The sequence below is a fragment of the Dyella marensis genome, from assembly GCF_049532885.1.
Lineage (GTDB): Bacteria > Pseudomonadota > Gammaproteobacteria > Xanthomonadales > Rhodanobacteraceae > Dyella_D > Dyella_D marensis.
The window spans coordinates 1,954,560-1,977,785 of the sequence record NZ_CP064029.1 but is presented as its reverse complement, the minus strand read 5'-3'; the positions used below and the strand labels follow the sequence as shown (position 1 = coordinate 1,977,785).

Annotated in this window: 26 protein-coding genes and 1 pseudogene; 15 read left to right on the top strand and 12 right to left on the bottom strand. The window is 68.6% G+C overall.

The genetic code is table 11. The features are described from left to right. Position 1: 1 nt before the first annotated feature. The 10 genes and pseudogenes from ISN75_RS08705 to ISN75_RS08660 all read right to left on the bottom strand — a co-directional run. Positions 2-2,053, bottom strand: a pseudogene (locus tag ISN75_RS08705) (DNA internalization-related competence protein ComEC/Rec2); the annotation flags it as partial. Positions 2,054-2,276: 223 nt separating this feature from the next. Further along, the gene (gene lolD, locus ISN75_RS08700; RefSeq protein ID WP_423385145.1) at positions 2,277-2,972 is read right to left on the bottom strand and encodes a lipoprotein-releasing ABC transporter ATP-binding protein LolD; all 696 of its coding nucleotides are present in this window, start codon (positions 2,970-2,972) and stop codon (positions 2,277-2,279) included. Positions 2,973-2,976: 4 nt separating this feature from the next. Then, positions 2,977-4,221 carry a lipoprotein-releasing ABC transporter permease subunit gene (locus tag ISN75_RS08695; protein ID WP_168647575.1) on the bottom strand — a complete coding sequence of 415 codons (1,245 nt, stop codon included), beginning with the start codon at positions 4,219-4,221 and terminating at the stop codon, positions 2,977-2,979. 140 nt (positions 4,222-4,361) lie between these two features. Next, entirely contained in the window at positions 4,362-4,784 is a 423-nt protein-coding gene (locus ISN75_RS08690; protein WP_343820684.1) for a protein YgfX, read from the bottom strand. Continuing rightward, positions 4,756-5,004: a succinate dehydrogenase assembly factor 2 gene (locus tag ISN75_RS08685; RefSeq protein ID WP_168647710.1), complete on the bottom strand. Its 249-nt coding sequence runs from the start codon at positions 5,002-5,004 to the stop codon at positions 4,756-4,758. Before ISN75_RS08685 ends, ISN75_RS08690 begins: the two co-directional genes overlap by 29 nt. A gap of 79 nt (positions 5,005-5,083) precedes the next feature. Further along, the gene (locus ISN75_RS08680; protein WP_167257571.1) at positions 5,084-5,869 is read right to left on the bottom strand and encodes a succinate dehydrogenase iron-sulfur subunit; all 786 of its coding nucleotides are present in this window, start codon (positions 5,867-5,869) and stop codon (positions 5,084-5,086) included. A 91-nt stretch (positions 5,870-5,960) separates the two neighbouring features. Beyond that, positions 5,961-7,748 carry a succinate dehydrogenase flavoprotein subunit gene (gene sdhA, locus ISN75_RS08675; RefSeq protein WP_167257570.1) on the bottom strand — a complete coding sequence of 596 codons (1,788 nt, stop codon included), beginning with the start codon at positions 7,746-7,748 and terminating at the stop codon, positions 5,961-5,963. Positions 7,749-7,753: 5 nt separating this feature from the next. Continuing rightward, complete coding sequence (gene sdhD, locus ISN75_RS08670; RefSeq protein ID WP_343820682.1) at positions 7,754-8,155, bottom strand: succinate dehydrogenase, hydrophobic membrane anchor protein; 402 nt, start codon at positions 8,153-8,155, stop codon at positions 7,754-7,756. Next, positions 8,152-8,544, bottom strand: a complete 393-nt coding sequence (sdhC, locus tag ISN75_RS08665) for a succinate dehydrogenase, cytochrome b556 subunit (RefSeq protein ID WP_167257568.1) — start codon at positions 8,542-8,544, stop codon at positions 8,152-8,154. The genes sdhD and sdhC overlap by 4 nt, the downstream gene beginning before the upstream one ends. Before the next feature lie 83 nt (positions 8,545-8,627). Next, a complete protein-coding gene (locus ISN75_RS08660; RefSeq protein ID WP_343203625.1) occupies positions 8,628-8,732 on the bottom strand; it encodes a DUF1674 domain-containing protein in 105 nt (34 codons plus the stop codon). A gap of 179 nt (positions 8,733-8,911) precedes the next feature. On the opposite strand from ISN75_RS08660, the gene ISN75_RS08655 reads away from it, so the two are divergent. Together ISN75_RS08655 and ISN75_RS08650 are read left to right on the top strand one after the other, a co-directional pair. Continuing rightward, the gene (locus tag ISN75_RS08655; protein WP_343820680.1) at positions 8,912-9,739 is read left to right on the top strand and encodes a folate-binding protein; all 828 of its coding nucleotides are present in this window, start codon (positions 8,912-8,914) and stop codon (positions 9,737-9,739) included. A 454-nt stretch (positions 9,740-10,193) separates the two neighbouring features. After that, positions 10,194-10,628: a cell wall hydrolase gene (locus ISN75_RS08650; protein ID WP_243868201.1), complete on the top strand. Its 435-nt coding sequence runs from the start codon at positions 10,194-10,196 to the stop codon at positions 10,626-10,628. Positions 10,629-10,704: 76 nt separating this feature from the next. Here ISN75_RS08650 and ISN75_RS08645 read toward each other — a convergent pair whose 3' ends face one another. Together ISN75_RS08645 and ISN75_RS08640 are read right to left on the bottom strand one after the other, a co-directional pair. Next, a complete protein-coding gene (locus tag ISN75_RS08645; RefSeq protein WP_167257565.1) occupies positions 10,705-11,193 on the bottom strand; it encodes a glycine zipper 2TM domain-containing protein in 489 nt (162 codons plus the stop codon). Positions 11,194-11,220: 27 nt separating this feature from the next. Then, positions 11,221-11,808, bottom strand: a complete 588-nt coding sequence (locus tag ISN75_RS08640) for a glycine zipper 2TM domain-containing protein (RefSeq protein ID WP_167257564.1) — start codon at positions 11,806-11,808, stop codon at positions 11,221-11,223. 139 nt (positions 11,809-11,947) lie between these two features. Between ISN75_RS08640 and ISN75_RS08635 the strand changes: the two genes are divergently transcribed. From ISN75_RS08635 to ccmD, 13 genes are all read left to right on the top strand, one after another. Beyond that, positions 11,948-12,712 (top strand): TatD family hydrolase, encoded by a 765-nt coding sequence (locus tag ISN75_RS08635; protein ID WP_343820697.1) that lies wholly within the window; start codon positions 11,948-11,950, stop codon positions 12,710-12,712. Positions 12,713-12,780: 68 nt separating this feature from the next. Further along, positions 12,781-13,308 (top strand): MarR family winged helix-turn-helix transcriptional regulator, encoded by a 528-nt coding sequence (locus ISN75_RS08630; protein ID WP_243868200.1) that lies wholly within the window; start codon positions 12,781-12,783, stop codon positions 13,306-13,308. Beyond that, positions 13,305-14,810 carry an efflux transporter outer membrane subunit gene (locus tag ISN75_RS08625; RefSeq protein WP_167257563.1) on the top strand — a complete coding sequence of 502 codons (1,506 nt, stop codon included), beginning with the start codon at positions 13,305-13,307 and terminating at the stop codon, positions 14,808-14,810. The genes ISN75_RS08630 and ISN75_RS08625 overlap by 4 nt, the downstream gene beginning before the upstream one ends. Then, positions 14,797-16,002, top strand: coding sequence for an efflux RND transporter periplasmic adaptor subunit (locus ISN75_RS08620; RefSeq protein ID WP_343820677.1), 1,206 nt, complete (start codon positions 14,797-14,799; stop codon positions 16,000-16,002). Before ISN75_RS08625 ends, ISN75_RS08620 begins: the two co-directional genes overlap by 14 nt. Positions 16,003-16,015: 13 nt before the next feature. Beyond that, positions 16,016-17,569, top strand: a complete 1,554-nt coding sequence (locus tag ISN75_RS08615) for a DHA2 family efflux MFS transporter permease subunit (RefSeq protein ID WP_343820675.1) — start codon at positions 16,016-16,018, stop codon at positions 17,567-17,569. Between the two features lie 133 nt (positions 17,570-17,702). Next, positions 17,703-18,188: a polyhydroxyalkanoate synthesis repressor PhaR gene (gene phaR / locus ISN75_RS08610; RefSeq protein WP_167257560.1), complete on the top strand. Its 486-nt coding sequence runs from the start codon at positions 17,703-17,705 to the stop codon at positions 18,186-18,188. 109 nt (positions 18,189-18,297) lie between these two features. After that, complete coding sequence (gene phbB, locus ISN75_RS08605) at positions 18,298-19,041, top strand: acetoacetyl-CoA reductase (RefSeq protein ID WP_167257559.1); 744 nt, start codon at positions 18,298-18,300, stop codon at positions 19,039-19,041. 44 nt (positions 19,042-19,085) lie between these two features. Beyond that, positions 19,086-20,498 (top strand): FAD-dependent oxidoreductase, encoded by a 1,413-nt coding sequence (locus ISN75_RS08600; protein ID WP_167257558.1) that lies wholly within the window; start codon positions 19,086-19,088, stop codon positions 20,496-20,498. Beyond that, positions 20,491-20,934: a DUF3293 domain-containing protein gene (locus ISN75_RS08595; RefSeq protein WP_343820673.1), complete on the top strand. Its 444-nt coding sequence runs from the start codon at positions 20,491-20,493 to the stop codon at positions 20,932-20,934. The genes ISN75_RS08600 and ISN75_RS08595 overlap by 8 nt, the downstream gene beginning before the upstream one ends. Then, on the top strand, positions 20,931-21,566 hold the full coding sequence (gene ccmA, locus ISN75_RS08590) for a cytochrome c biogenesis heme-transporting ATPase CcmA (protein WP_343820671.1): 636 nt from the start codon (positions 20,931-20,933) through the stop codon (positions 21,564-21,566). The genes ISN75_RS08595 and ccmA overlap by 4 nt, the downstream gene beginning before the upstream one ends. Next, positions 21,563-22,249 (top strand): heme exporter protein CcmB, encoded by a 687-nt coding sequence (gene ccmB / locus ISN75_RS08585; RefSeq protein ID WP_167257555.1) that lies wholly within the window; start codon positions 21,563-21,565, stop codon positions 22,247-22,249. Before ccmA ends, ccmB begins: the two co-directional genes overlap by 4 nt. A gap of 3 nt (positions 22,250-22,252) precedes the next feature. Then, positions 22,253-23,011 (top strand): heme ABC transporter permease, encoded by a 759-nt coding sequence (locus ISN75_RS08580; RefSeq protein WP_343820669.1) that lies wholly within the window; start codon positions 22,253-22,255, stop codon positions 23,009-23,011. After that, positions 23,008-23,196: a heme exporter protein CcmD gene (gene ccmD / locus ISN75_RS08575; RefSeq protein WP_167257553.1), complete on the top strand. Its 189-nt coding sequence runs from the start codon at positions 23,008-23,010 to the stop codon at positions 23,194-23,196. Before ISN75_RS08580 ends, ccmD begins: the two co-directional genes overlap by 4 nt. Positions 23,197-23,226: the final 30 nt, after the last annotated feature.

Sequence of the window (23,226 nt, the reverse complement as noted above, 5' to 3'; positions counted from 1 at the left end):
GCGGATGCGGATGGCCGAAGCGGTTGCGCCAGCCGGCCGAGACCAGGGCCAGCACCGGCGCCAGTCCGCGGACCAGGGCCGGCCCGGACGAGGTGCGGCTGCCGTGGTGCGGCACCTGCAGCACCAGCGGCGGGCCGGATCCGACGGTTACGGGCAGGCCGCGTTCCGCCGGCAGGCCGATATCGCCGGTGAGCAGCAGGCGGCCGCCCGTGCCTTCCGCCAGCAGCACGCAGGAGCGGTCGTTGCCGCGTGCCCCGGCGGCGCCGATGGCCGGACCGAGCATGCGGAAGCGCACGCCGTCCCAGTCCCAGGCTTGTCCTTCCGCACAGGCGGCCGCGGGCACCGGCGTGCGCTGCGGTTCGCCGGCCAGCCGCGCGGCTTCCGGATACGCCTTCGCCACCGCGGGTGCGCCGCCGGCGTGGTCGTTGTCGGCATGGCTGACCACCAGCAGGTCCAGCCGCGCGATGCCCAGCGCGCGCAGCGAAGGCAGCACCGCGGCTTCGCCAAGGTCGAACTCGGAAGGAAAGCGCGCGCCGGCATCGAATACCAGGGCGTGCTGCCGTGTGCGCAGCACCACCGCCAACCCCTGCCCCACGTCCAGCATCCACACGCGGAATGCGCCCTGCGGCGGACGCTCCACCGCCGGCCACAGCAGCGGCAGGAACAGCAGCGCACCCAGCCAGCGCATCGGCGTGCCGCGCGGCAACAGCATCCAGCCGGCGCCGAGCAGCGCCAGGCCCAGCGCCCATGGCTGCACCGCGGGCACGTAGAGATGCGCGCCGGGCCAGCCGGCGACGCGCTCGAACATCCACCACTGCGCCGCGCACAGCCATCCGGCCGGCACCAGCACCGGCCCCGCCAGCGGCGGCGCCAGCACCAGCAACACGGTGCCGAGCAAGGTCAGCGGCACGATCAGGAAACTCACCAGCGGCACCGCGACCAGGTTGGACAGCGCGCCGACCAGCGACGTCTCGCCGAAGAACCACAAGGTAAGCGGCAGCAGCGCCACCGCCATCACCGCCTGCGCCAGCGTCACTTCGCGCACCAGGCCGCGCCAGCCTTCCTCGCGCGCGACCAGGCTGTACATCAGGAACGCGACGCCCGCAAACGACAGCCAGAAGCCGGCGCTCAACACCGACAGCGGATCGACCGCGAGCATCGCGAACAAGGCCAGCGCCAGCGACTGCGCAGGCGACACATGGCGGCGCGAACAGCGCGCCAGCGCCACCACCGCAATCATCAGCAAAGTACGCACCGTGGGCAGGCCGAAACCGGCCAGCGCGCTGTAGAGCGCGGCGAACCCCAGCGCGGCCATCGCCTGCATCTGCCGCCGCGGCAGGCGCAGTCCGAAGCCGGGCAACAGGATATAGATCACCCGCACCAGCCCGACGCCGGCCACCGCCGCCACGCCGACATGAAAGCCCGAAATCGCGATCAGATGCGAAGCGCCATTGGCGCGCGCCACTTCCCAGTCGTGCTGGCTCAGGCCGCGCGTATCGCCCACGGCGAAGGCACGCAGCAAGGCGGCGGCGCGGACATCCGCGACACGCTGCGCGATACCGTCGGCGATCGCCGCACGCCAGCCATCGATGCACCACGGCGTGCCCAGGCTTTCATTGGACGGACCATCGCGCACATAACCCGTGGCGACGATGCCACGCTCCAGCGCACCGCGTTCGCCATCGGCGCCGCCTGGGTTGACCAGCCCGCGCGGCCGCTTGAGCCGCAACGCCAGCCGCCAGCGCGTGCAAGGAACGATGGCGGGAATCGCCGTACGAGCGGTGGCGTACCACGCGATCCGCACCATGCCATTCAGTGCGACAGGCTCGTCGCTCACCGACGCCTGCTCCACTTTCAACAGGAACCGCGTCGCCTCCTCCCGTACCTGCGGCAAGCCGGCCACCGTGCCGACCACGACCAGATCGCGCCCTTCCAGCTCAAGTGGCAGCCGCGACTCCATCGCGCGCGCACCGCACCACGCGGCCCAGGCGGCGCCCATCATCACAAAGGAAACGACACGCGCCCGCGGCGAATACCACGCGAGCCAGACCATCAGGACCAGCAGCGCCGCCGCCCAGCCTTTGGGCGGCAGCACCGGCATCCACTGCACCGCCAGCACGCCGGCGAGAAACGCCGGCGCCAGCAGGATCGCTCCGTACTCGCGCACCGCCATCGTCCATCCGTGGGAGATGGCTCAAGCTAACGCGATGGCGTCCGCAATAAGTACGAAAACGCTGTAGGCATCGGCCGACACGTCATGTCGGCCAAGTACGGCTTCAGTGCGCGGGGCGTTCCCGCAATACGCCGTTATGCAACTCCAGCGTGCGATCCATCCGCGCCGCCAGACGTGTGTCGTGCGTGACCAGCACGAAGCTGGTGCCGATCTCGCGATTGAGCTCCAGCATCAGCTCGTAGACGTGCTCGGCGTTGCCCTCGTCCAGATTGCCGGTGGGCTCGTCGCCCAGCACGCAGGCCGGACGCGTCACCAGCGCGCGCGCCACCGCGCAGCGCTGGCGTTCGCCGCCGGAAAGCTCGGCCGGCTTGTGCGCCACGCGCTGGCCCAGGCCCACCCGTTCGAGCAGATCCGAGGCACGCTTCTGCGCTTCCGGAATCGACACGCCGCGGATCAGCAGCGGCATGCACACGTTTTCCAGCGCGGTGAATTCCGGCAGCAGATGGTGGAACTGGTAGATGAAACCCAGCGAGCGGTTGCGCACGCGGCCGCGTTCGGCGTCGGACAGCGAGGACAGCAGCTGCCCTTCCACCTCGACCTCGCCCTTGGTCAGCGTGTCCAGGCCGCCGAGAATATGCAGCAAGGTGCTCTTGCCGGAGCCGGACGCGCCGACGATGGACAGCGTCTCGCCGCGCTTCAGCGCGAAGCTCACGTCGCTGAGCACGTCGGTGTGCAGGCCGCCTTCCTCGTAGGTCTTGGCGATGTGGCTGGCGCGCAGCACGATGGCATTTTCGGTCATGGGCTTATTCATAGCGCAGCGCCTGCGCCGGCTGCGTGCGGGAAGCGCGCCACGCGGGGTACAGCGTGGCGAGCAGCGAGAACAGGAAGGTCACCAGCGCCACCTTGGCCACGTCGTCCATCTGCAGCTTGCTGGGCAGCTCGCTGATGTAATAGACGTCCGGCGACAGGAAAGTGGTGTGGAAGGTGCGCTCGATCCACTTGACGATCTGCGGCAGCCGCCACGACAGCAGCGAGCCCAGCGTGACGCCGAAGCCGATGCCGACGAAACCCACCAGCACGCCCTGCACCATGAACATGCCCATGATGCTGCGCGGGGTGGAGCCGAGCGTGCGCAGGATGGCGATGTCGGCCTGCTTGTCGGTGACCAGCATCATCAGCATCGAGATCAGGTTGATCACCGCCACCAGGATGATCAGCGAGAGGATGATGAACATCACCTTCTTCTCCATCGAGATGGCCGAGAAGAAGTTGGCATGGCTGTCCATCCAGGTATCCATGCGGTAGACCTGGCCCAGGTTGTTGGCCAGCTCCTTCGCCACCGGGCGCGCATTGAACATGTCGTCCAGGCGCAGGCGGATGCCGGTGGGGCCGTCTATGCTGTTGAGGCGCTCGGCGTCCTGCATGCTGACCAGGGCCAGGTTGGAGTCGAACTCCTGCATGCCCAGCTCGAAGATGCCAGCGACGGTGAAGCTGCGCAGGCGCGGCACGCTGCCCATCGGCGTGGCGCGGAATTCCGGCACGGCCATGGTGACGTGGTCGCCCATCGCCACGCCCAGGGTCATGGCCAGCTCGCGGCCCAGCACGATGTTCCACTTGCCCGGCTGCAGTGCGTCCAGCTTGCCGTCGATCATGTGCTTGTCGATGTCGGAGACCTTCGGCTCCTGCGCCGGGTCGATGCCGCGCACCAGCGCGCCGCTGGAGCGGCGCGCCTGCAGGAAGGCCTGCGCCTCCACATAGGGCGCGGCGCCGCGCACGTGCGGGTTGGCCTCGGCGATCTGGATCGCGCGCTCCCAGTTCTGCACGCTCTCGCCGGCCAGGCCCGACACGGTGGCGTGCGAGATGGCGCCGAGGATGCGCGTGCGCAGCTCGTTGTCGAAGCCGTTCATCACCGACATCACCGTGATCAGCGCGGTGACGCTGATGGCGATGCAGACGATGGAGACAGTCGAGATGAACGAGATGAACTGATTGCGTCGCTTGGCACGCGTGTAGCGCAGGCCGATGAAAAGCTCTAGCGGTCGGAACATGGACGGGTCGCTCGTGGGATTCGGTGGGCTGGCCGCCCGGCATCGCGGAGGACGCCCCAGGATGCTGCCTTCGGTCAGCGGAATCAGACCGCGACGCCGCGGCAGAGTGCCCCAAGCCTTGCGGTTCGGCAAGCCGCCGCTCAGCGGCCCGGCAGGGCGGCGGCCAGGCGCATGCGCAAGCGGCGGCGCAGGTCCTCGTCGCTGTTGTCGGGCGCCAGCAGCAGGTTCACCGCCCGGCCCGACGAAGGCTGCAGGCACAGCCACACGCAGCCGCCCAGCAGGCGGGACGAGCGCAGCGTGGCCACGGTGTCGGCGGAGTGCGCATCGCGCAGCGTCCAGCTGCCGTCCGCGGCCCAGCCCGCCGCCGTCACGGCCGGATGCCGCCGATGGCGCCGTTCGACGACCAACAAGGCTGCCAGCGCGCAACTCACCATCAACCTGCCCCACCACGGCATGCCGCACAGCCACACCGCGGCGGCGGCCAGCAGCGCCATGCCAACGCAGCTTCGCGCAGCCAGGCGCGATGGCGCGTACTCAAAGCCGATGGCGGGCGCGGATGTCATCGATGATCGCCTGCCAGTCCGCGCGCGGCGGCTGCGCATGGCCCATGACCCAGTCCCACAGGTCCGGGTCCTGCACGTCGAGCAGTTCGTCGAAAGCCGCGCGCGTAGCTTCGTCGGCCTGGGCGAAGCGCTCGTCCAGCCAGCCGCCGAACAAGGCGTCGAGCTCGCGGGTGCCGCGGCGGGTGCGCCAGCGCAGGCGCTTGATGCGGGCTTCGTCCATGGCGGTGCTCATGAGCTGGTGGCTGAAACGACATGGCCCGCGGCAAGCCGCGGGCCATGGGAGGGGACGGAAGCCGCCGTCAGGGTGCGCGGCGCTCCACGATCAGCTTCTTGATCTCCGCGATCGCCTTGGCCGGGTTCAGGCCCTTCGGGCAGGTGCGCGCGCAGTTCATGATCGTGTGGCAGCGGTACAGCTTGAACGGGTCTTCCAGGTCGTCCAGGCGGGCGCCGGTGTCCTCGTCGCGCGAGTCGACGATCCAGCGGTAGGCCTGCAGCAGGATGGCCGGGCCCAGGTACTTGTCGCCGTTCCACCAGTAGCTCGGGCAGCTGGTCGAGCAGCAGGCGCACAGGATGCACTCGTACAGGCCGTCGAGCTTCTTGCGGTCTTCCGGCGACTGCAGGCGCTCCTTGTCGGCCGGCGCCGGGCTCTGCGTGCGCAGCCAGGGCTTGATCGAGGCGAACTGGGCGTAGAAGTGCGTGAGGTCCGGCACCAGGTCCTTCACCACCGGCATGTGCGGCAGCGGGTAGATCTTGACGTCGCCGGAGGCGCAGTCGCTGATCGCCTTGGTGCAGGCCAGGGTGTTGGTGCCGTCGATGTTCATCGCGCACGAGCCGCAGATGCCTTCGCGGCAGGAACGGCGCAGGGTGAGCGTCGGATCGATCTCGTTCTTGATCTTCAGCAGCGCGTCCAGAACCATCGGGCCGCACGCGGCCAGATCCACCTCGTAGGTGTCGATGCGCGGGTTCTGGCCGTCTTCCGGCGTCCAGCGATAGATGCGGAAGGTGCGGGGCTTCTTCGCGTCCTTGGCCGGGTAGTGCTTGCCCGGCTGGACCTTGGAATTCTTGGGTAGAGAGAACTCTGCCATGTTTGCCTCTCGGTATCGTGTTGTCCTCAGGCGCCCGTCTGGCGAGCGCCGGTACAACGTCAGCAGAACCTCAGTGGTTCCGGGCTCAAATTCAGTAAACGCGCTTCTTCGGCGGGACCACTTCGACGTCCGAGGTCATGGTGTACATGTGCACCGGACGGAAATCGAAGTTCGCCTTGCCCTTGTCGTCCACCGACACCAGGGTGTGCTTCTGCCAGTTGACGTCGTCGCGGTCCGGGAAGTCCTCGCGGGCATGCGCGCCGCGGCTTTCCGGACGCTGCTCGGCCGAGTACATGGTGGCCACGGCCTGGCCCAGCAGGTTGGACAGCTCCAGCGTCTCGATCAGGTCGGAGTTCCACACCAGCGAGCGGTCGCTGACGCCGACGTCCTTGAAGGAGTCGTACACCTTCGAGATCTTCTCGCAGCCTTCCTTCAGCGACTCGCCGGTGCGGAACACCGCGGCGTCGCTCTGCATGGTGCGCTGCATTTCGGCGCGGATCTTCGCCGTGGGCAGGCTGCCCTTGGCGTAGCGCAGGCCGTCGAAGCGGCCCAGCGCCTGGTCCAGCGCGCTGGCGGGAAGATCCTTGTGCGGCGCGCCCGGCTTGACGATCTCGGCGCAGCGGTGCGCCACCGCGCGGCCGAACACCACCAGGTCGAGCAGCGAGTTGGAGCCCAGGCGGTTGGCGCCGTGCACCGACACGCAGGCGGCCTCGCCGATGGCGAACAGGCCCGGCACCACCGCGTCGACGTTGTCGCCGCGCTTCTGCACCACTTCGCCGTGGTAGTTGGTGGGGATGCCGCCCATGTTGTAGTGCACGGTCGGGATGACCGGGATCGGCTCCTTGGTCACGTCCACGCCGGCGAAGATGCGCGCCGACTCGGCGATGCCCGGCAGGCGCTCGTGGATGACGCCGGCGCCCAGGTGCATCAGGTTGATGTGGATGTGGTCCTTGTGCTCGCCGACGCCGCGGCCTTCGCGGATTTCCATGGTCATGGCGCGGCTGACCACGTCGCGCGAGGCCAGGTCCTTCGCGTTCGGCGCGTAGCGCTCCATGAAGCGCTCGCCGTTGGAGTTGGTGAGATAGCCACCCTCGCCGCGCACGCCCTCGGTGATCAGGCAGCCGGAGCCGTAGATGCCGGTGGGGTGGAACTGCACGAACTCCATGTCCTGCAGCGCCAGGCCGGCGCGCAGCACCATGCCGCCGCCGTCGCCGGTGCAGGTATGCGCCGAGGTGGCGCTGAAGTAGGCGCGGCCGTAGCCGCCGGTGGCCAGCACCACGGCGTGGCCGCGGAACACGTGCAGGGTGCCTTCGTTCATGTCCAGCGCGAGCACGCCGCGGCACACGCCTTCTTCGTCGAAGATCAGGTCGGTGGCGAAGTACTCGATGAAGAAGGTGGCGTCATGCGCCAGCGCCTGCTGGTACAGCGTGTGCAGGATGGCGTGGCCGGTGCGGTCGGCCGCGGCGCAGGTGCGCTGCGCGGTGCCCTTGCCGTAGTGGGTGGTCATGCCGCCGAACGGGCGCTGGTAGATCTTGCCCTCTTCCGTGCGGGAGAACGGCACGCCGTAGTGTTCCAGCTCGATGATCGAGGGAATGGCCTCGCGGCACATGTACTCGATGGCGTCCTGGTCGCCCAGCCAGTCCGAACCCTTGATGGTGTCGTAGAAGTGGAAGCGCCAGTCGTCCTCGCCCATGTTGCCGAGCGCGGCGGAGATGCCGCCCTGCGCGGCCACGGTGTGCGAGCGGGTCGGGAACACCTTGGTGATGCAGGCGGCCTTGAGCCCCTTCTCGGCCAGGCCGAACGTGGCACGCAGGCCCGCGCCGCCGGCGCCGACAACGATCACGTCGTACTTATGCTGTTGAACCTTGTAGGCTTCCATCGAACTCACACTCCCAGAGCCACGCGCACCACGGCCAGCACGCAGGCCAGCGCGCCCAGCACGGCGACGAACTTGATCAACACCAGCGACACCACTTCGAGCCAGCGGGTGTGCACGTAGTCCTCCAGCACCACCTGCAGGCCGAGCACGGCGTGCCAGAACGCGGTGACGGTGAAGGCGATCAGCAGCAGCGCATTCCACGGCTTGGCCACGGCGGCCCTGGCGGTGGCGTAGTCGGCGTGCAGCGAGCACAGCACGAAGGCCACGAACCAGATGCCGAGGAAGATCAGGCCGGCGGCGGTGAGGCGCTGGGTCCACCAGTGGCCCACGCCCGACTGGGCCGAACCCAGGCCGCGCGCGCGCTTGAGCGGATTGCGCAGGTCCTTGCTGTTGGCGTTGGCGCTCATGCGGCACCTCCGGCCAGCACATAGGCCCAGACCAGGACGGTGAGCACCAGGCTGCCGATCACCGACAGCCAGCTCGAACGCACGAACTGGGCGATGGCGTAGCCGGCGCCGGCGTCCTGCACCAGGTGGCGGATGCCGTTGCACAGGTGGAAGAACAGCGCCCAGCTCCAGCCGAACAGCAGCACCAGCCCGATCGGGCTGCCGATGCAGGTCTTGAACTGGTTGTAGCTGGCTTCGCCGCCGGCCAGGGCGAGCAGGCCCCACATGATCAGCAAGGTGCCGACCGCCAGGGCGATGCCGGTGGCGCGGTGCACGATGGAGGTCACCATCTGCACTTGCCACTTATAGATCTGAAGGTGCGGAGAGAGCGGTCGTCGCGTGTCTGCCATGGCGGCTATCCTGTGTGGAATCGCTTATGTCCGTACGCCGTCCCATGGCCACCATGCCGACGCGTCACGCGCCGGCGCGGCGGTCAGAAGTCGATGCAGCGCCCGTTCTTTTCCCAGTCGCCGTAGCGGGTGGGATCGGGTGCCGGCCGCTCCGCCGGAACCTTGCCCTGCTCCTTGCCGTCAGGCACGGAGTGGTTCTCCGCCGGAGCGGAAGCGGGCTTGGATTCGGCCGAATCAGATTCGGGATGGGAGGATGTGTCGGACATGGGTTCAGTAAGCCGGCAAAGGTTAATACTTGCGTTAAAACGGCACAACCTTGACGACTGCGCCCCGGCTTGACCAACGAGTTGGCCCGCACGCCTTGCGGATGCTCCCGCCCGCCCCCATCCGTCCCGCCATGCCCGTGACATTCCAAGCCGAAACCCTGCTCCTCGAAGGCGACGACGCCATCGCATTCGCCCAAGCCCAGTTCAGCGGCAACGCCGCCGCGCTCGCCGTCGGACGCTGGCAGTTCAGCGCCTGGCTGGATGCCCAGGGGCGCGTGCGCGCGCTGTTCCAGCTGGCGCGCGTGAGCGAGAAAAGCCTGCTGCTGCTGTTGCGCGGCGGACGCACCGAACCGTTCGCCGATGCGCTGCGGCGATTCGTGTTTCGTTCCAAGGTGAAGCTGCAGGCGCTGCCTGTGCGTGCACTTGGCACAAGTGCCGCGATGGAGTCGCACACGGTCGAACAGCGCGGCGATGCCGTCGTACTCGGCTGCGGCATGCACAGCATGACGATCGGCGCGCAGCAGGACGATGCATGGCGCGCCGAACAGATTCATCTCGGTTGGCCGTGGCTGCCCGATGCGGCGCTCGATGCACTGCTGCCGCCAGCGTTGTCGCTGGAACGATTGCAGGCCGTCGCCTTCGACAAAGGCTGCTATCCGGGCCAGGAAATCGCTGCGCGCCTGCATTTTCGCGGTGGCCACAAGCGGCATATGCATTGCGTCGTATTGTCGCAAGCGCTGCCGCCGGGCACGGTGCTGCGCGACGAACAGAGCGATGTCGCGCAGTTGCTCGATGTCGTTGCGGCGGACAACGCAAACGTGGCGCTCGCCGTCATCAACGATGCACTCGCCGAGCAAGGAAAATCTCACGCGCTGAGATGGAACGAAGACATCATCGACATCGAATTGCGCGAACGCTGGCCCGCATGATGCGAACAGGTTCGCTGATGTATCAGCGATGTTCTTGCGATTGTGAGCACAACGTGAACCCGTCGAGCCCGGCACTTGCCATGAACAAAACCTGCCACTAGGCTCCGCCGGTCACATTCGACGGACATCCCTTTGACGGATGTCCCATACGCGACGAACCGGAGGGGTCCGGATCGCGGCGCGACCCGGCCGATAAGGCCGGAGGAACAACCGCCAGACGGCGGCACAAGTTGCAGGCCACCGGATATCGAAAGAGTCCCCGAGCGCCAAGGCAGCAGTAGCGAGCGGCATCGGATTCAGCCGCTCACCGCCACATTCCGTGGCAAACCGCAGCGGCCACAAGTTTCGGCCGGCGCGTGTTCAATCCAGATGGAACGGCCTGCCCGCCCGTCCATCGCAACGGCGTTCCTGTCCAGCAGCACCGGACCGGCGCGTACAGCACGTTGGAGGCAGAATGAAACTTTCCATGCTGTTGTGGCTTGCGTCCGTGCTGCCCCAACCCCTCGCCGACCAGACCTGCCTGGCGACGACGGTGTATCTCGAAGCCCGCAGCGAGTCGACCATCGGCCAGTTCGCCGTGGCCGAAGTAGCGCTCCGCCGCCGCGACCGCGGCACCTGGGGCAAGAACGTGTGCGAAGTGGTCAATGCGCCACGGCAGTTCGCCACCACCACCACGGCCAGCACGTTCGAAGTGACCGATCTCAATGCCTGGGGCAAGGCGTGGAAGATCGCCGGCGATTCCATCGTCAACTGGAATCTGCCGATGGGCGAGCGGATGGTCTACGTTCCGCATGCCGACCATTTCGCCACCACCGCGGTGGCGCCGGCATGGAGCACCAGCCGGGTGGTACGCAAGATCGGCGACCACGCGTTCTACGCCGTCAACTGAAACCGCAACCCAAGCAATAAAAAAAGGCCCTCGAATTCGAGGGCCTTTTTCGTTTGGACGTCCAGACGTCTATACGTCAGCGGCGGTACACGCGGTTGTTGCGGATTTCCACGTAGTCGCCCTGGCGGATCTGCGGGTCGTCGGCCTGGGTCACCGTGGCATAGCGGCCGTCGTCGAGGCGGATCGAAACCTGGAAGGCCTGGTCCGGACCGCCGTTGCGCTTGCCCACTTCGTTGCCGACGGCGCCGCCGGCCACCGCGCCGACCACGGTCGCGGCGGTGCGGCCATTGCCCTTGCCCACGGTGTTGCCGAGCAGGCCACCGGCGACCGCGCCGATGACCATGCCCAGCGGCGAGGCCTGCTTGTCCACGTTCACCACGCGCACGTCCTCGACCGTGCCGCACTGGTCGCAACGGCTGGAGCGATAGCCCCCGTCGTTGTAGCCGCCGCCGTTGCCGCCGTAATAGCCGCCGGAACGCGGTGGCGGCGTGGCGCAGGCCGCCAGCAGGGCGAAGCAGCCGGCAAGAGCCGCCGTGGCGAGGCGTTTGCTGAGCGTCGTGTTCATGGCGAGGTCCTCCTCAAGAAAGCAAGATCAATGAGCGGCGTCGGAGACGGCGACCACACCTTCCTGCACCTGCACGCGGTCGCCCGGATCGTGGTCCATGCGGATCGTGCGGGTCACGCCGTTGTACTCGTAGGCCACGTCGTAGCCGATGATCTTGTCGCCGCCCTTGCCGGCCACGGTGGTGCAGCGGCGCTGCGTGCTGGAGACGGTGTTGTTCTCCTGGCGGTTCTTCTGGATCTCGTGACCGGCATAGCCGCCGCCGATCGCGCCGGCCACCGTCGCCAGCGTGCGGCCCTTGCCGCCGCCGACCTGGTTGCCGAGCAGGCCGCCGGCCACGGCGCCGATGGCGGTGCCGGCGATCTGGTGCTGATCCTTGACCGGCGCGCGCTGGGTGACCACTTCATCGTGGCAGACCTGCTGCGGCGCGCTGGCCTGGTCGCGCACCGGCGTGACGCTGACCACACGGGCGTACTTGGGACCCGCGGCCGCCGACTGCGACGCCGCCGTGCCACCCACGCCGCCATCGGCGTTCGCGTCGCGGTTACAGGCCGTGAGGCCCACCGCGAGCACGGCACCGAGCCCCAGATTAAGCGCGGAAATGACGAACCTGCTCATAATGCTCTCCTGGATGGATCACTGGCGCACCCCGCGCCATTCAAGGCGATCCGTAGTGAAATCATTGAACCCTCGGTCAACTGAATGTTGGCTAGACCGAGCCGCCCTATCCTAGCCCCGTTGGCCATCCATTCCTGTGATCGATCTAACCGATAGCCACGCACACCTGGACGACGGCAGTTTCGACCCGGATCGCGCCGAGGTGATGCAGCGCGCCGCCGAGGCGGGCGTGCGCCGCGTCGTCGTGCCCGCCATCCATCGCGATTCCTGGGCCGGCATCGAGCGGCTGTGCCGCGACTACCCGCAGGCCCTGCCCGCCTATGGGCTGCACCCGATCTATCTGGAACAGCACCGGCCCGAACATGTCGCCGAGCTGACGCGCTGGCTGAAGGATCACCCCGCCGTGGCCGTCGGCGAGATCGGCCTGGACTATTTCCTGGAAGAACTCGACCGCGAACGGCAGCGCGATTACTTCGAACAGCAGCTGCACGTGGCGCGCGAATTCGACCTGCCGGTGATCATGCATGCCCGCCGCGCGATGGACGAAGTCACTTCCACGCTGCGCCGTATCGGCGGCCTGCGCGGCGTGGTGCACGGCTTTGCCGGCAGCGAGCAACAAGCCGAACAGCTGTGGCGGCTGGGCTTTTGCCTGGGCATCGGCGGCCCGGTGACCTACGAGCGCGCGCAGCGCCTGCGCCGCATCGTCGCGAGCATGCCGATCGAATACCTGCTGCTGGAAACCGACGCGCCCGACCAGCCCGGCGCCGGCCACCGGGGGCAGCGCAACGAGCCCGCGCATCTGGTGGAAGTGCTGCGCGTGGTCGCCGAACTGCGCGGCGACAGCGCGGAAAACATCGCGGCCGCCACCAGCGCCAACGCCGCGACTTTGCTCCGCCGCGGCTGAGCCCACTTGCGGCCCGTCGCGGACCGCTGCTAGCCTAATAGTTCATTGAAGTAATATTTCCTGGTGAAATGTTCGGACTACTGGACCGCATCGACCGCATGAACGCCGGCATCCACCATGCCAGCGAAAGCGTGCCCGGCCTGCCCGTGCACGAGGCCGTGCTGCTGCGCATGCTGCTGATGACCGGCAATGCGGTGGTCGAGGAAATCGAACGCATCCTCAAGCCGCACGGCCTGAGCGACAGCGATTTCCGCACGCTGATGATGGTCTACACCGCGCCGGGCGGCAGCACCTCGCCCAGCGAGCTGTGCGGCTTCGCGCAGCAGAGCCCGACCAATATGACGCGCATCACCAACGTGCTGGTGAAGCAGGGTTTCGTCACCCGCGCCGCCAGCGACGAAGACCGCCGCCGCGTCGAACTGAGCATCACGCCGGAAGGCCGGCGCTTCGTGCGCAAGCTGCTGCCCACGCTTTTCCCGCGCATTCACGGCGCTTTCGCCAGCCTCAGCGCCACCGAGCAGAAGACCCTCGAACAGCTTCTGCGCAAGGTGGCCGCCAATATCGATCAACTCATCGGATCGGATTCCCATCCATGATCGCCATTCCTCCCAAGCGCCCGTTCTTCCGCCCGCGCACGGCCCTGGTCGCCGCCATCGTGGTCGCCTTAGCCGGCTGCGCGATTCCCTCCAAGGTGCAGCACCCGGCGTTGCGCGACGAAGTGCCGCTGGCCGGCCTGGAAGCGCCCGCCCGCGCCGGCTGGCCGGAAACCGACTGGTGGCGCCAGTACCAGGACCCGCAGCTGGACGACCTGATCGAGCGCGCCATGCGCGGCTCGCCCGACCTGGCCCAGGCGCAGTCGCGCCTGGAGTCAGCGCAGCAGTCGATCCGCATCGCCGCCGCGCAGGCCGGGCTCAGCGTCAACGGCAGCGCGCAGGTCATGCGCCAGCGCATGAGCGAGAACGGACTGATTCCGTCCAAGTTCCTCGGCTTCACCTGGTACAACCAGGGCGACCTGGGCGTGCAGGCGCAGTACGACTTCGACTGGTGGGGCAAGCGCCGCGCGCAGATCGATTCCGCCGTCGACCAGGCCCGCGCCGCCGCAGCGCAGCGCAGCGCCGCGGCGCTGTCGATCCAGAACGCGGTGGCCGACACCTACTTCGGCTGGCTCGCCGACGAAGCGCGCATCGAGGTCGCGCGCAAGCAGGTCGACACGCAGAACCAGTACGTGCGCGTCGAGGATCTTCGCGTGCGCCAGGGCGTGGACCTGCCCGACGACGCGCAGAAGGCGCGCATCCAGCAGGCTTCCGCGCGCGAGCTGCTGGTGGCGCTGGAAAGCTCGGCGAAGATCCGCCAGACCGCGCTGGCCAGCCTGCTCGGCGTCGCCCCGGCGGAGCTGCCGGCACTGACGCCGCGCGCCCTGCCGGCAATCGACGGCGGCCTGCCCGCCAACGTCGGCATGGACCTGATCGCGCGCCGCCCCGACATCGCCGCCAGCCGCTGGCAGGTCGAGGCCGCGCTGAAGCAGACCGATGCGGCGCGCGCCGAGTTCTTCCCCGACATCAGCCTGTCGGCGATGGCGGGACTCTCGAGCATCGACCTCGACAAGATGTTCAACGCCTCCAGCCGCGTGTTCTCGCTGACGCCCGCGCTGCACCTGCCGATCTTCAACAGCGGCCTGCTGCAGGCGAATTTCCGCGCCAGCAAGGCCCAGCTCGATGCCGCGGTGGCGCAGTACAACAGCACCGTGCTGGCGGCCGCGCGCGACGTCTCGCTGCAGAGCCTGACCGCCCAGCAGCTGGTCGCGCGGCGCAAGGAACAGGCGGCGCAGATCGCCGCCAACGAAACCCTGCTGGCCAGCGCGCAGGCGCGTGCACGCCAGGGCGTGCGCGACGTGCGCGAGTCGCTGGGCGCGCAGGGCCAGCTGCTGCAGACGCGCGACGACGCGCTGAGCCTGCAGGCGCAGGCGCTGTCCACCGACCTGTCGCTGATCAAGGCCCTGGGCGGCGGCTACCGCGTCGCCGCCGAGCCCGCCTCCGCTTCTTCCACTTCATCCCCATCGACCGCTATCGCCGGAGACGCCGATCATGAGCGCCACTGATTCCGCCGCCACGCAGAAAGACGCCAACGACAGCGGGCTGGCCGCGAAGGACCCGCCGAAGCGGCGCCGCGCACTGCTGATCGTGCTGCTGGTGTTCGTGGTGCTGGGGCTGGGCTGGTTCCTGCTGTGGCTGCTGGTGCTGTCCAAGCGCGAGACCACCGACAACGCCTATGTGGGCGGCAACCAGGTGGCGATCTCCGCCCAGGTGCCCGGCACCGTGGTGGCGATCCTCGCCGACGACACCCAGCGCGTCGAAGCCGGCCAGGTGCTGGTGCGCCTGGACAGCACCGACGCCGACGTGCGCCTGCGCCAGGCCAGCAGCGCGCTGGCCCAGGCGGTGCGCCAGGTGCGCCAGCAGACCGACTCGGCCACCAGCGCCGACGCCGCCGTGGCCGCGCGCCGGGTGGATCTGAAAAAGGCCCAGGCCGACCTGCAGCGCCATCTGCCGCTGCTGGCCGAGCACGCCGAAGCGCCCGAAGTGGTGCAGCACCTGCGCGACGGCGTGGAGCAGGCGCAGACCGCGCTCGACGCCGCCGTGGCCCAGGCCAGCGCCTCGCACGCGGCTATCGAAGGCACCGAGATCGCGCAGAACCCGGCGGTCGAACAGGCGCGCGCCAACTTCCGCGCCGCCTGGGTGGCCTCGCAGCGCAATGCGATCTTCGCGCCGGTGTCCGGCTACGTCGCCCAGCGCAGCGTGCAGGTGGGCAACAGCGTGCAGCCGGGCCAGCAGCTGATGACCGTGGTGCCGCTGCACGACCTGTGGATCGACGCCAACTTCAAGGAAAGCCAGCTGCGCCACATCCATATCGGCCAGAACGCGCACTTCTCCGCCGACGTCTACGGCGGCAGCGTGGAATTCCACGGCAAGGTGGTCGGCCTGGGCGCGGGCACCGGCAGCGTGTTCTCGCTGCTGCCCGCGCAGAACGCCACCGGCAACTGGATCAAGGTGGTGCAGCGCGTGCCGGTGCGCATCGCCATCGACAACCAGGACCTGGACAAGCATCCGCTGCGCATCGGCCTGTCCACCGAAGTGACGGTGGACATCACCGACGACCGCGGCCCCGTGCTGGCGGCCTCGCCGGTGCAGACGCCGACCGCCGAAACCAAGGTCTACGACCAGATGGCCACGCAGGCCGATGCGGAAGCCGAGAAGATCATCAACGCCAACCTCAGCCGCGGCGCCGGCCGCTGAGTCCTGACCAGCCATGGCCGCCACGCCTGACGAAGCCGCACCCTTGAAACCCCTGCAGGGCGGCGCGCTCGTCCTGCTGACCATCGCCGTCGCGTTCAGCACCTTCATGGAGGTGCTGGACATGACCATCGTCAACGTCGCGGTGCCGCACATCGCCGGCAGCCTCGGCGTGAGCTCCAGCGAAGGCACCTGGACGATCAGCTCCTACGCGCTGGCCAGCGCGATCATGCAGCCGCTCACCGGCTGGCTGGCGCGGCGCTTCGGCGAAGTGAAGACCTTTATCGCCTCGGTCGGCCTGTTCGTGGTGTTCTCGATGCTGTGCGGCCTGGCCACCAGCATGCCGATGCTGGTGATCGCGCGCCTGCTGCAGGGCGCCGGCTCCGGCCCGATGGTGGCGCTGTCGCTGACCCTGCTGCTGTCCAGCTACCCGAAGGCCAAGCAAGGCATCGCGCTGGCGATGTGGGCGATGACCGTGGTGGTGGCGCCGATCTTCGGCCCCATCCTGGGCGGCTGGCTGACCGACAATTTCTCCTGGCCGTGGATCTTCTACATCAACGTGCCGGTGGGCGCGCTGGCGGCGGTGATCACCTGGGCCCTGCTGCGCAAGCGCGAGACCAAGACCTTCAAGACCCCGATCGACCTGGTCGGCCTGGTGCTGCTGGTGGTGGGCGTGGGCTGCCTGCAGTTCATGCTGGACAACGGCAACGACAACGACTGGTTCTCCTCCACCCTGATCACCGTGCTGGGCATCACCGCCCTGGTCTGCATCGTGTTCCTGATCGTGTGGGAGATGCACGCCAGGCATCCGGTGGTGGACCTGTCGCTGTTCAAGCGGCGCAACTTCACCGTGGGCGTGGTCGCGCTGTCGCTGGGCATGATGGCGTTCTTCGGCATCAACGTGGTGTTCCCGCTGTGGCTGCAGACCACGCTGGGCTACACGGCGACGTGGGCGGGCCTGGCCACCGCGCCGGTGGGCATCCTGGCGTTCCTGATGTCGCCGGTGATCGGCGCCAACATCAACCGCATGGATTTGCGCATGGTGGTAACGGCGGCGTTCCTGATCTTCGCCGGCACCTCGTGGTGGTTTTCCACCTTCGACAGCTCCGCCTCGTTCGCCACCCTGGTGCTGCCGCGCTTCGTGATGGGCGCGGGCATCGCCTGCTTCTTCATTCCGCTCAACCAGATCTACCTGGCCGGCCTGCCGGGCGACCAGATCGCCAGCGCCTCGGGCCTGGCCAATTTCTGCCGCACCATGGGTTCGAGCGTGTCGACCGCGGTGACGGTGACGATCTGGCAGCACCGCGGCGAATTCCACCACGCCATCCTCACCGAGAACGTATCGCCGGCCCATCCGGCCGCCACGCAGTATCTGCAGGGACTGGCCCAGGGCGGTCTCTCGGGCACGCGCGGGCTGGGCGTGGTCGACCAGGTGCTGACGCGCGAAGCGCTGACCCTGGCGGTGAACGACGTGTTCTGGCTGTGCGCGCTGCTGTTCCTGGCGCTGATCCCGATGATCTGGTTCGCCAGGCCGCCGTTCGGCAGCGCGGGCGGTGCGGCAGGCCACTAGCAGACCATTGATTGAGCACTAGCAGACCACTGCCCGGGCAAGATCGATCCAAATTTGCTGCACCGGAAAAGTGCAGCAAAACCGTGCCGGGCGCGACTGGTGCGGCGCAATACGTTCTGGTAGTTTCCGCCGCATGGCACAAACGATCCGCATCATCAAGAAGTATCCGAACCGTCGCTTGTACGACACGGAGATCTCCAGCTACATCACGCTGGAAGAAGTCCGTCAGCTCGTCCTCGACGGCGAAACCTTCGAAGTCCGCGACGCCAAATCCGGCGAGGACCTGACCCGCTCCGTGCTGCTGCAGATCATTTCCGAGCACGAGGAAAAGGGCCAGCCGATGCTCTCGCCGCAGCTGCTGAGCCAGATCATCCGGTTCTACGGCGATTCGCTGCAGGGCTTCATGGGTCCTTATCTGGAGCGCAGCCTGCAGGTCTTCCTCGACCAGCAGCAGCAGTTCCGCAACCAGCTCAACAGCCTGCTGGGCCAGACGCCCTGGTCGATGCTCAACGACCTCACCCAGCGCAACATGGATGCATGGAAGTCCATGCAGAGCGGCCTGCTCGACGCCGCCAGCCAGGCTTCCAACCCGGCCAAGCCCGGCCCCGGCAAGAAGTAAGTCACGCCCTTCTCCCGCGCCGGCGCCCCGCTGGCGCCGGCGCTTCTCTTTGCAACAGCCGCTGCGGCACAGCACGTGCTGCCGTGCGGCATGATCGAGTGAGCGCCACATGACTCGTATCGCCATCGTTACAGGCGGCATCGGCGGCCTGGGCACCGAAATCTGCCGCCAGCTGGCCCTGGCCGGCCGCCAGGTGATCGCCGCCGACCTGCCCGCCCGCGCCGAACGCGTGGAGGCCTTCCAGGCCGAACTGGCCGACCTCGACGGCGCCATCCGCTTCGAACCGGTGGACGTCAGCGACTTCGCCAGCTGCAACGAGCTGATCCAGCGCGTCGAAGCCGCCCACGGCAGCGTGGACGTGCTGGTCAACGCCGCCGGCATCACCCGCGACACCACGCTGCGCAAGATGGATCCGCAGCAATGGCACGAGCTGATGCGGGTGAACCTCGACGGCGTCTTCAACATGTGCCGCAACGTGGTCGAAGGCATGAGCGCGCGCGGCTTCGGCCGCATCGTCAACCTCAGTTCGGTGAACGGCCAGACCGGCCAGTTCGGCCAGACCAACTACGCCGCGGCCAAGGCCGGCGTGCATGGCTTCGGCATGGCGCTGGCGCGCGAGACGGCGCGCAAGGGCGTCACCGTCAATACGGTGTCGCCGGGCTATTGCGATACGCCGCTGGTGGCCAAGGTGCCGGCCGAGATCCGCGCGCAGATCATCGAAGACATCCCGGTGGGCCGGCTCGGCTCGCCCGGCGACATCGCCCGCGCGGTGTGCTTCCTCGCCGCGGACGACGCCGGCTACATCACCGGCGCCAACCTGCCGGTCAACGGCGGCTATTTCATGAGCTTCTGAAGCACGCCTGATAAAGTCCCGCGATCCGACCGACGGAACAGCCCATGGCGTCGACGCAGCAGCCTTCCATCACCCTTATCGGCGGCGGCCTGGTGGGCGCCCTGCTCGCCCAGCAGCTGGCCCGCCGCGGTTTTCCGGTCGACGTCTACGAAAAGCGCCCCGATCCGCGCCGCGCGGGTTTCGTCGGCGGGCGCTCGATCAACCTGGCCCTGGCCGAACGCGGCCTGCAGGCGCTGCGCACCGCCGGCCTGGCCGACGACGTGCTGGCGCGCGCGGTGATGATGCGCGGCCGCATGGTGCACACCCGCGACGGCCGCTCCGGCCTGCAGCGCTACGGCGTGGACGACAGCGAGGTGATCTGGTCGGTCTCGCGCGGCGCGCTGAACATGCTGCTGCTGGATGCGGCCGAAGCCGCCGGCGTGCGCTTCCATTTCGGGCAGTCGCTGGTGGCGGCGGATTTCGATGCGCGGCGCGTGCGCCTGGCCGACGAACAGGGTAACGAGCGCAGCATCGACGCCGGCGTGCTGATCGGCGCCGACGGCGCCGGCTCCGCGCTGCGCGCCGCGATGCATGCGTACCGCCCGCTGGGCGAGCGCGTCGAACCGCTGGGCCACGCCTACAAGGAACTGGAGATTCCACCCGCCGGCCAGCTGCCGGCCAGCCTGCTCGGCGACAGTGGCGGCCACGACCAGTTCGCGCTGGAGCCGCATGCGCTGCATATCTGGCCGCGCGGCGGCTATATGTGCATCGCCCTGCCCAATACCGAGGGCAGCTTCACCGTGACCTTGTTCCTGCCGGCGCAGGGCGCGCATCCGAGCTTCGCCACGGTGGCTGATGCCGGCGCCGCGGAGGCGTTCTTCCGCGACGACTTCCCCGACCTGCTGCCCTTGATCCCCGACTTCGCCGAGGACTACGGCAGCCATCCGGTCGGCACGCTGTCCACGCTGTACCTGGACCGCTGGCATCTCGACGGCCGCGCCCTGCTGATCGGCGACGCCGCGCACGCCATCGTGCCGTTCCACGGCCAGGGCATGAACTGCGGCTTCGAAGACACCGTGGCACTCGCCGCCCTGCTCGCCGAAGCGCCGCACGACGTGGCCGACGCCTTCGCCGAGTTCCAGCGCGTGCGCCAGCCCAATGCCAACGCGATCGCCGCGATGGCGCTGGAGAACTACATCGAGATGCGCGACTCGGTGGCCGACCCGCATTACCTGGCCAAGCGCGAACTCGGCCTGCTGCTGGCCGAGCGCGCGCCGCAGCATTTCATGGCGCGCTACCGCATGGTCACCTTCACCCACCTGCCGTACGCCTACGCCTACGACCGCGGCCGCGCGCAGGACCAATTGCTGCAGCAATTGCTGCGCGGTTCGACCGACCCGCGCAGCGTCGACCTGGACGCCGCCGTCACCGCCCTGCAAGCCACCCTGCCGCCCCTGCCCAGCCTGCGGCATGGATGAGCGGCTGCTCGCCGCCTACCTCGCCACCGATTACCGGGTACGGCTCGCGCGCGGCGGCTGGGCCTCGATCCGGATCGGCAGGCCGCTGCCGGCGGCGCTGGCCGCGCTGACGGGTGCGTGGCCGTGGGGGTTCATCACGGCATGGAATCCCGCCTCGTCGCCGCTGCCGCGCCAGCAGAATCGCCAGGCGCAGCGGGCGTTGCTGGCCGCGCTGCGCGAACTGCCGGACATTGCAGCAATCCTTGCCGGTATCGGTACGGGCACGGGCTGGCGCGAAGCCAGCCTGTTCGTCAGCGGCCCCGGCGTCGCCGCGCTGGACGCGCTGGCCCATCGCTTCGGCCAGCACGCCTACGTGCACGCCCCGGACGCACGCGCGCCAGCGCGGTTGCGCCGCATGGACAACCTTATCGACGTTTTTGGACAATCACCCGGATGACCGCCCCGCCCGCCCGGCCCGCGCTCCTGCAAGCGCGGGCGCTTGCCTTCTATCGCCAGGACGAACCCGTGTTCGGCCCGCTGGACTTCAGCGTCGGCGCCGGCGAGATCGCCCTGGTCGAAGGCGACAACGGCAGCGGCAAGACCACCTTGCTGCGCATCCTGGCCGGCCTGCTGCACGTGGACGAAGGCCAGCTGCTCTGGCGCGGCGAGCCCTGGCAGGGCGACGCGCACCTGGGCGACATCCTGTTCCTCGGCCACCACCTGGGCCTGAAGGGCGACCTCAGCCCGCGCGAGAACCTGGCCGTGGCCGCCGGCCTGTACGGCCGCCGCGACGGGCTGGCTCCCGCCGACGCGCTGCGCCAGATCGGCCTGGCCGGCTACGAGGACGAACCCGTGCGCCGCCTCTCCGCCGGCCAGAAGAAGCGCGCCGCGCTGGTGCGCCTGCTGCTGCTGCCGGCCACGCTGTGGCTGCTCGACGAGCCCTACGCCAACCTCGACCGCAGCGGCATCGAGCTGGTCAACGGCCTGCTCGCGCAGCACGCCGCGCGCGGCGGCGCGGCCCTGGTCACCAGCCATGGCGCGGTGAGCTTCCTGGACGGCGCGCCGCGCCGCATCCGGATGCACGCATGAGCCGCCCGCCGCTCGCCGCCGCCTGCGCCGCCGTGCTGCGCCGCGACCTGGTACTGGCCTGGCGCCGGCGCGGCGATATCGCCATGCCGGTGCTGTACGCGCTGATCGTCGCCACCCTGTTCCCGTTCGCGCTGGGCCCGGAAGAAGCGCTGCTGCAGCGGATCGCCGGCGGCGTGGTGCTGGTCACCGTGCTGCTGGCCATGCTGCTGGCGCTGGATGCGATGTTCCGCGGCGATATCGAAGACGGCTCGCTGGAACAGCTGGTGCTCGCGCCGCAGCCGCTGGCGCTGATGCTGGGCATGAAGATCCTGGCGCACTGGATCACCACCGCCCTGCCGCTCATCGTGATCGCCCCGCTGCTGGCCGGCATGCTGCACCTGCCGGGCGCGGCGATGTCCGTGCTGCTGCTGGCGCTGCTGCTGGCCACGCCGCTGCTCAGCCTGCTCGGCGCCATCCTGGTGGCGCTGACGGCCGGCACACGACGCTCTGGTATGCTCCTGGCGCTGATGCTGCTGCCGCTTTGCGTGCCGGTGGTCATCTTCGCCGCCGGCGCGGTTTCCGCGGCTCAACAGGGGTTGCCCTGGCTCGCTCCCGTCGCCTGGCTGGGCGCCGCGCTGGCCATGGCCCTGGTGCTCGCGCCGCTGGCCTGCGCCGCCGCCCTACGTATCGCCCTGGATGCCTGACACATGGCCAACTGGATTCCGCTGTGGCTGCACAAGCTCGGCTCGCCGCCGATCTTCTACCGCTTCGCCGGCACCCTGCGGCCGTGGGCGCTGGCGCTGGCGCTGCTGCTGGGCATCGCCGCGCTGTACGGCGGCCTGGTGCTGGCGCCGGCCGATTACCAGCAGGGCGACGCCTACCGCATCATCTTCATCCACGTGCCCAGTGCCTGGATGAGCCTCTTCATCTACGGCGTAATGGCGCTGGCCTCGTTCATCGCCCTGGTGTGGCGGATCAAGCTGGCCGAAGTAGTGGCGATGGAATCGGCGCCGATCGGCGCGGCCTTCACCTTCGTCACCCTGATCACCGGCTCCTTGTGGGGCAAGCCGATGTGGGGCACCTGGTGGACCTGGGACGCGCGCCTGACTTCCGAGCTGGTGCTGCTGTTCCTGTACCTGGGCGTGATCGGCCTGTACCACGCCTTCGAGGATCGTCGGCAAGGCGCGCGCGCCGCGGCCTTCCTGGCCCTGATCGGCATCGTCAACGTGCCGATCGTGCATTTCTCGGTGAACTGGTGGAACACCCTGCACCAGGGTTCCACCGTGCGCATCCTCGGCCCCTCGAAGATGAGCGGCGACATGCTGTGGCCGCTGCTCACCATGATGGCCGCCACCAAGTTCTATTACATCGCCAGCCTGTTCGGCCGCGTGCGCGCCGACCTGCTGGCGCTGGAAAGCGGCAAGGACTGGGTCAGGCAGATCGCCGAAGCGGAGGCGGGCCGATGAGCCAGTTCTTCGCCATGGGCGGCTATGCCGCCTACGTGTGGCCGGCGTATGCGGTGTTCTTCATCGTGCTGATCGCCGACTTCCTGGCCCCGGGCATCCGCCGGCGCCGCCAGCTGCGCGAACTGCGCGCCCGCCTGGCGCGCCAGGGCGCGCGCCAGCAACGCAACCCGACGCCGTCGTCCTGACACCTACGCTGATTGGGCGACGCAGAGTTA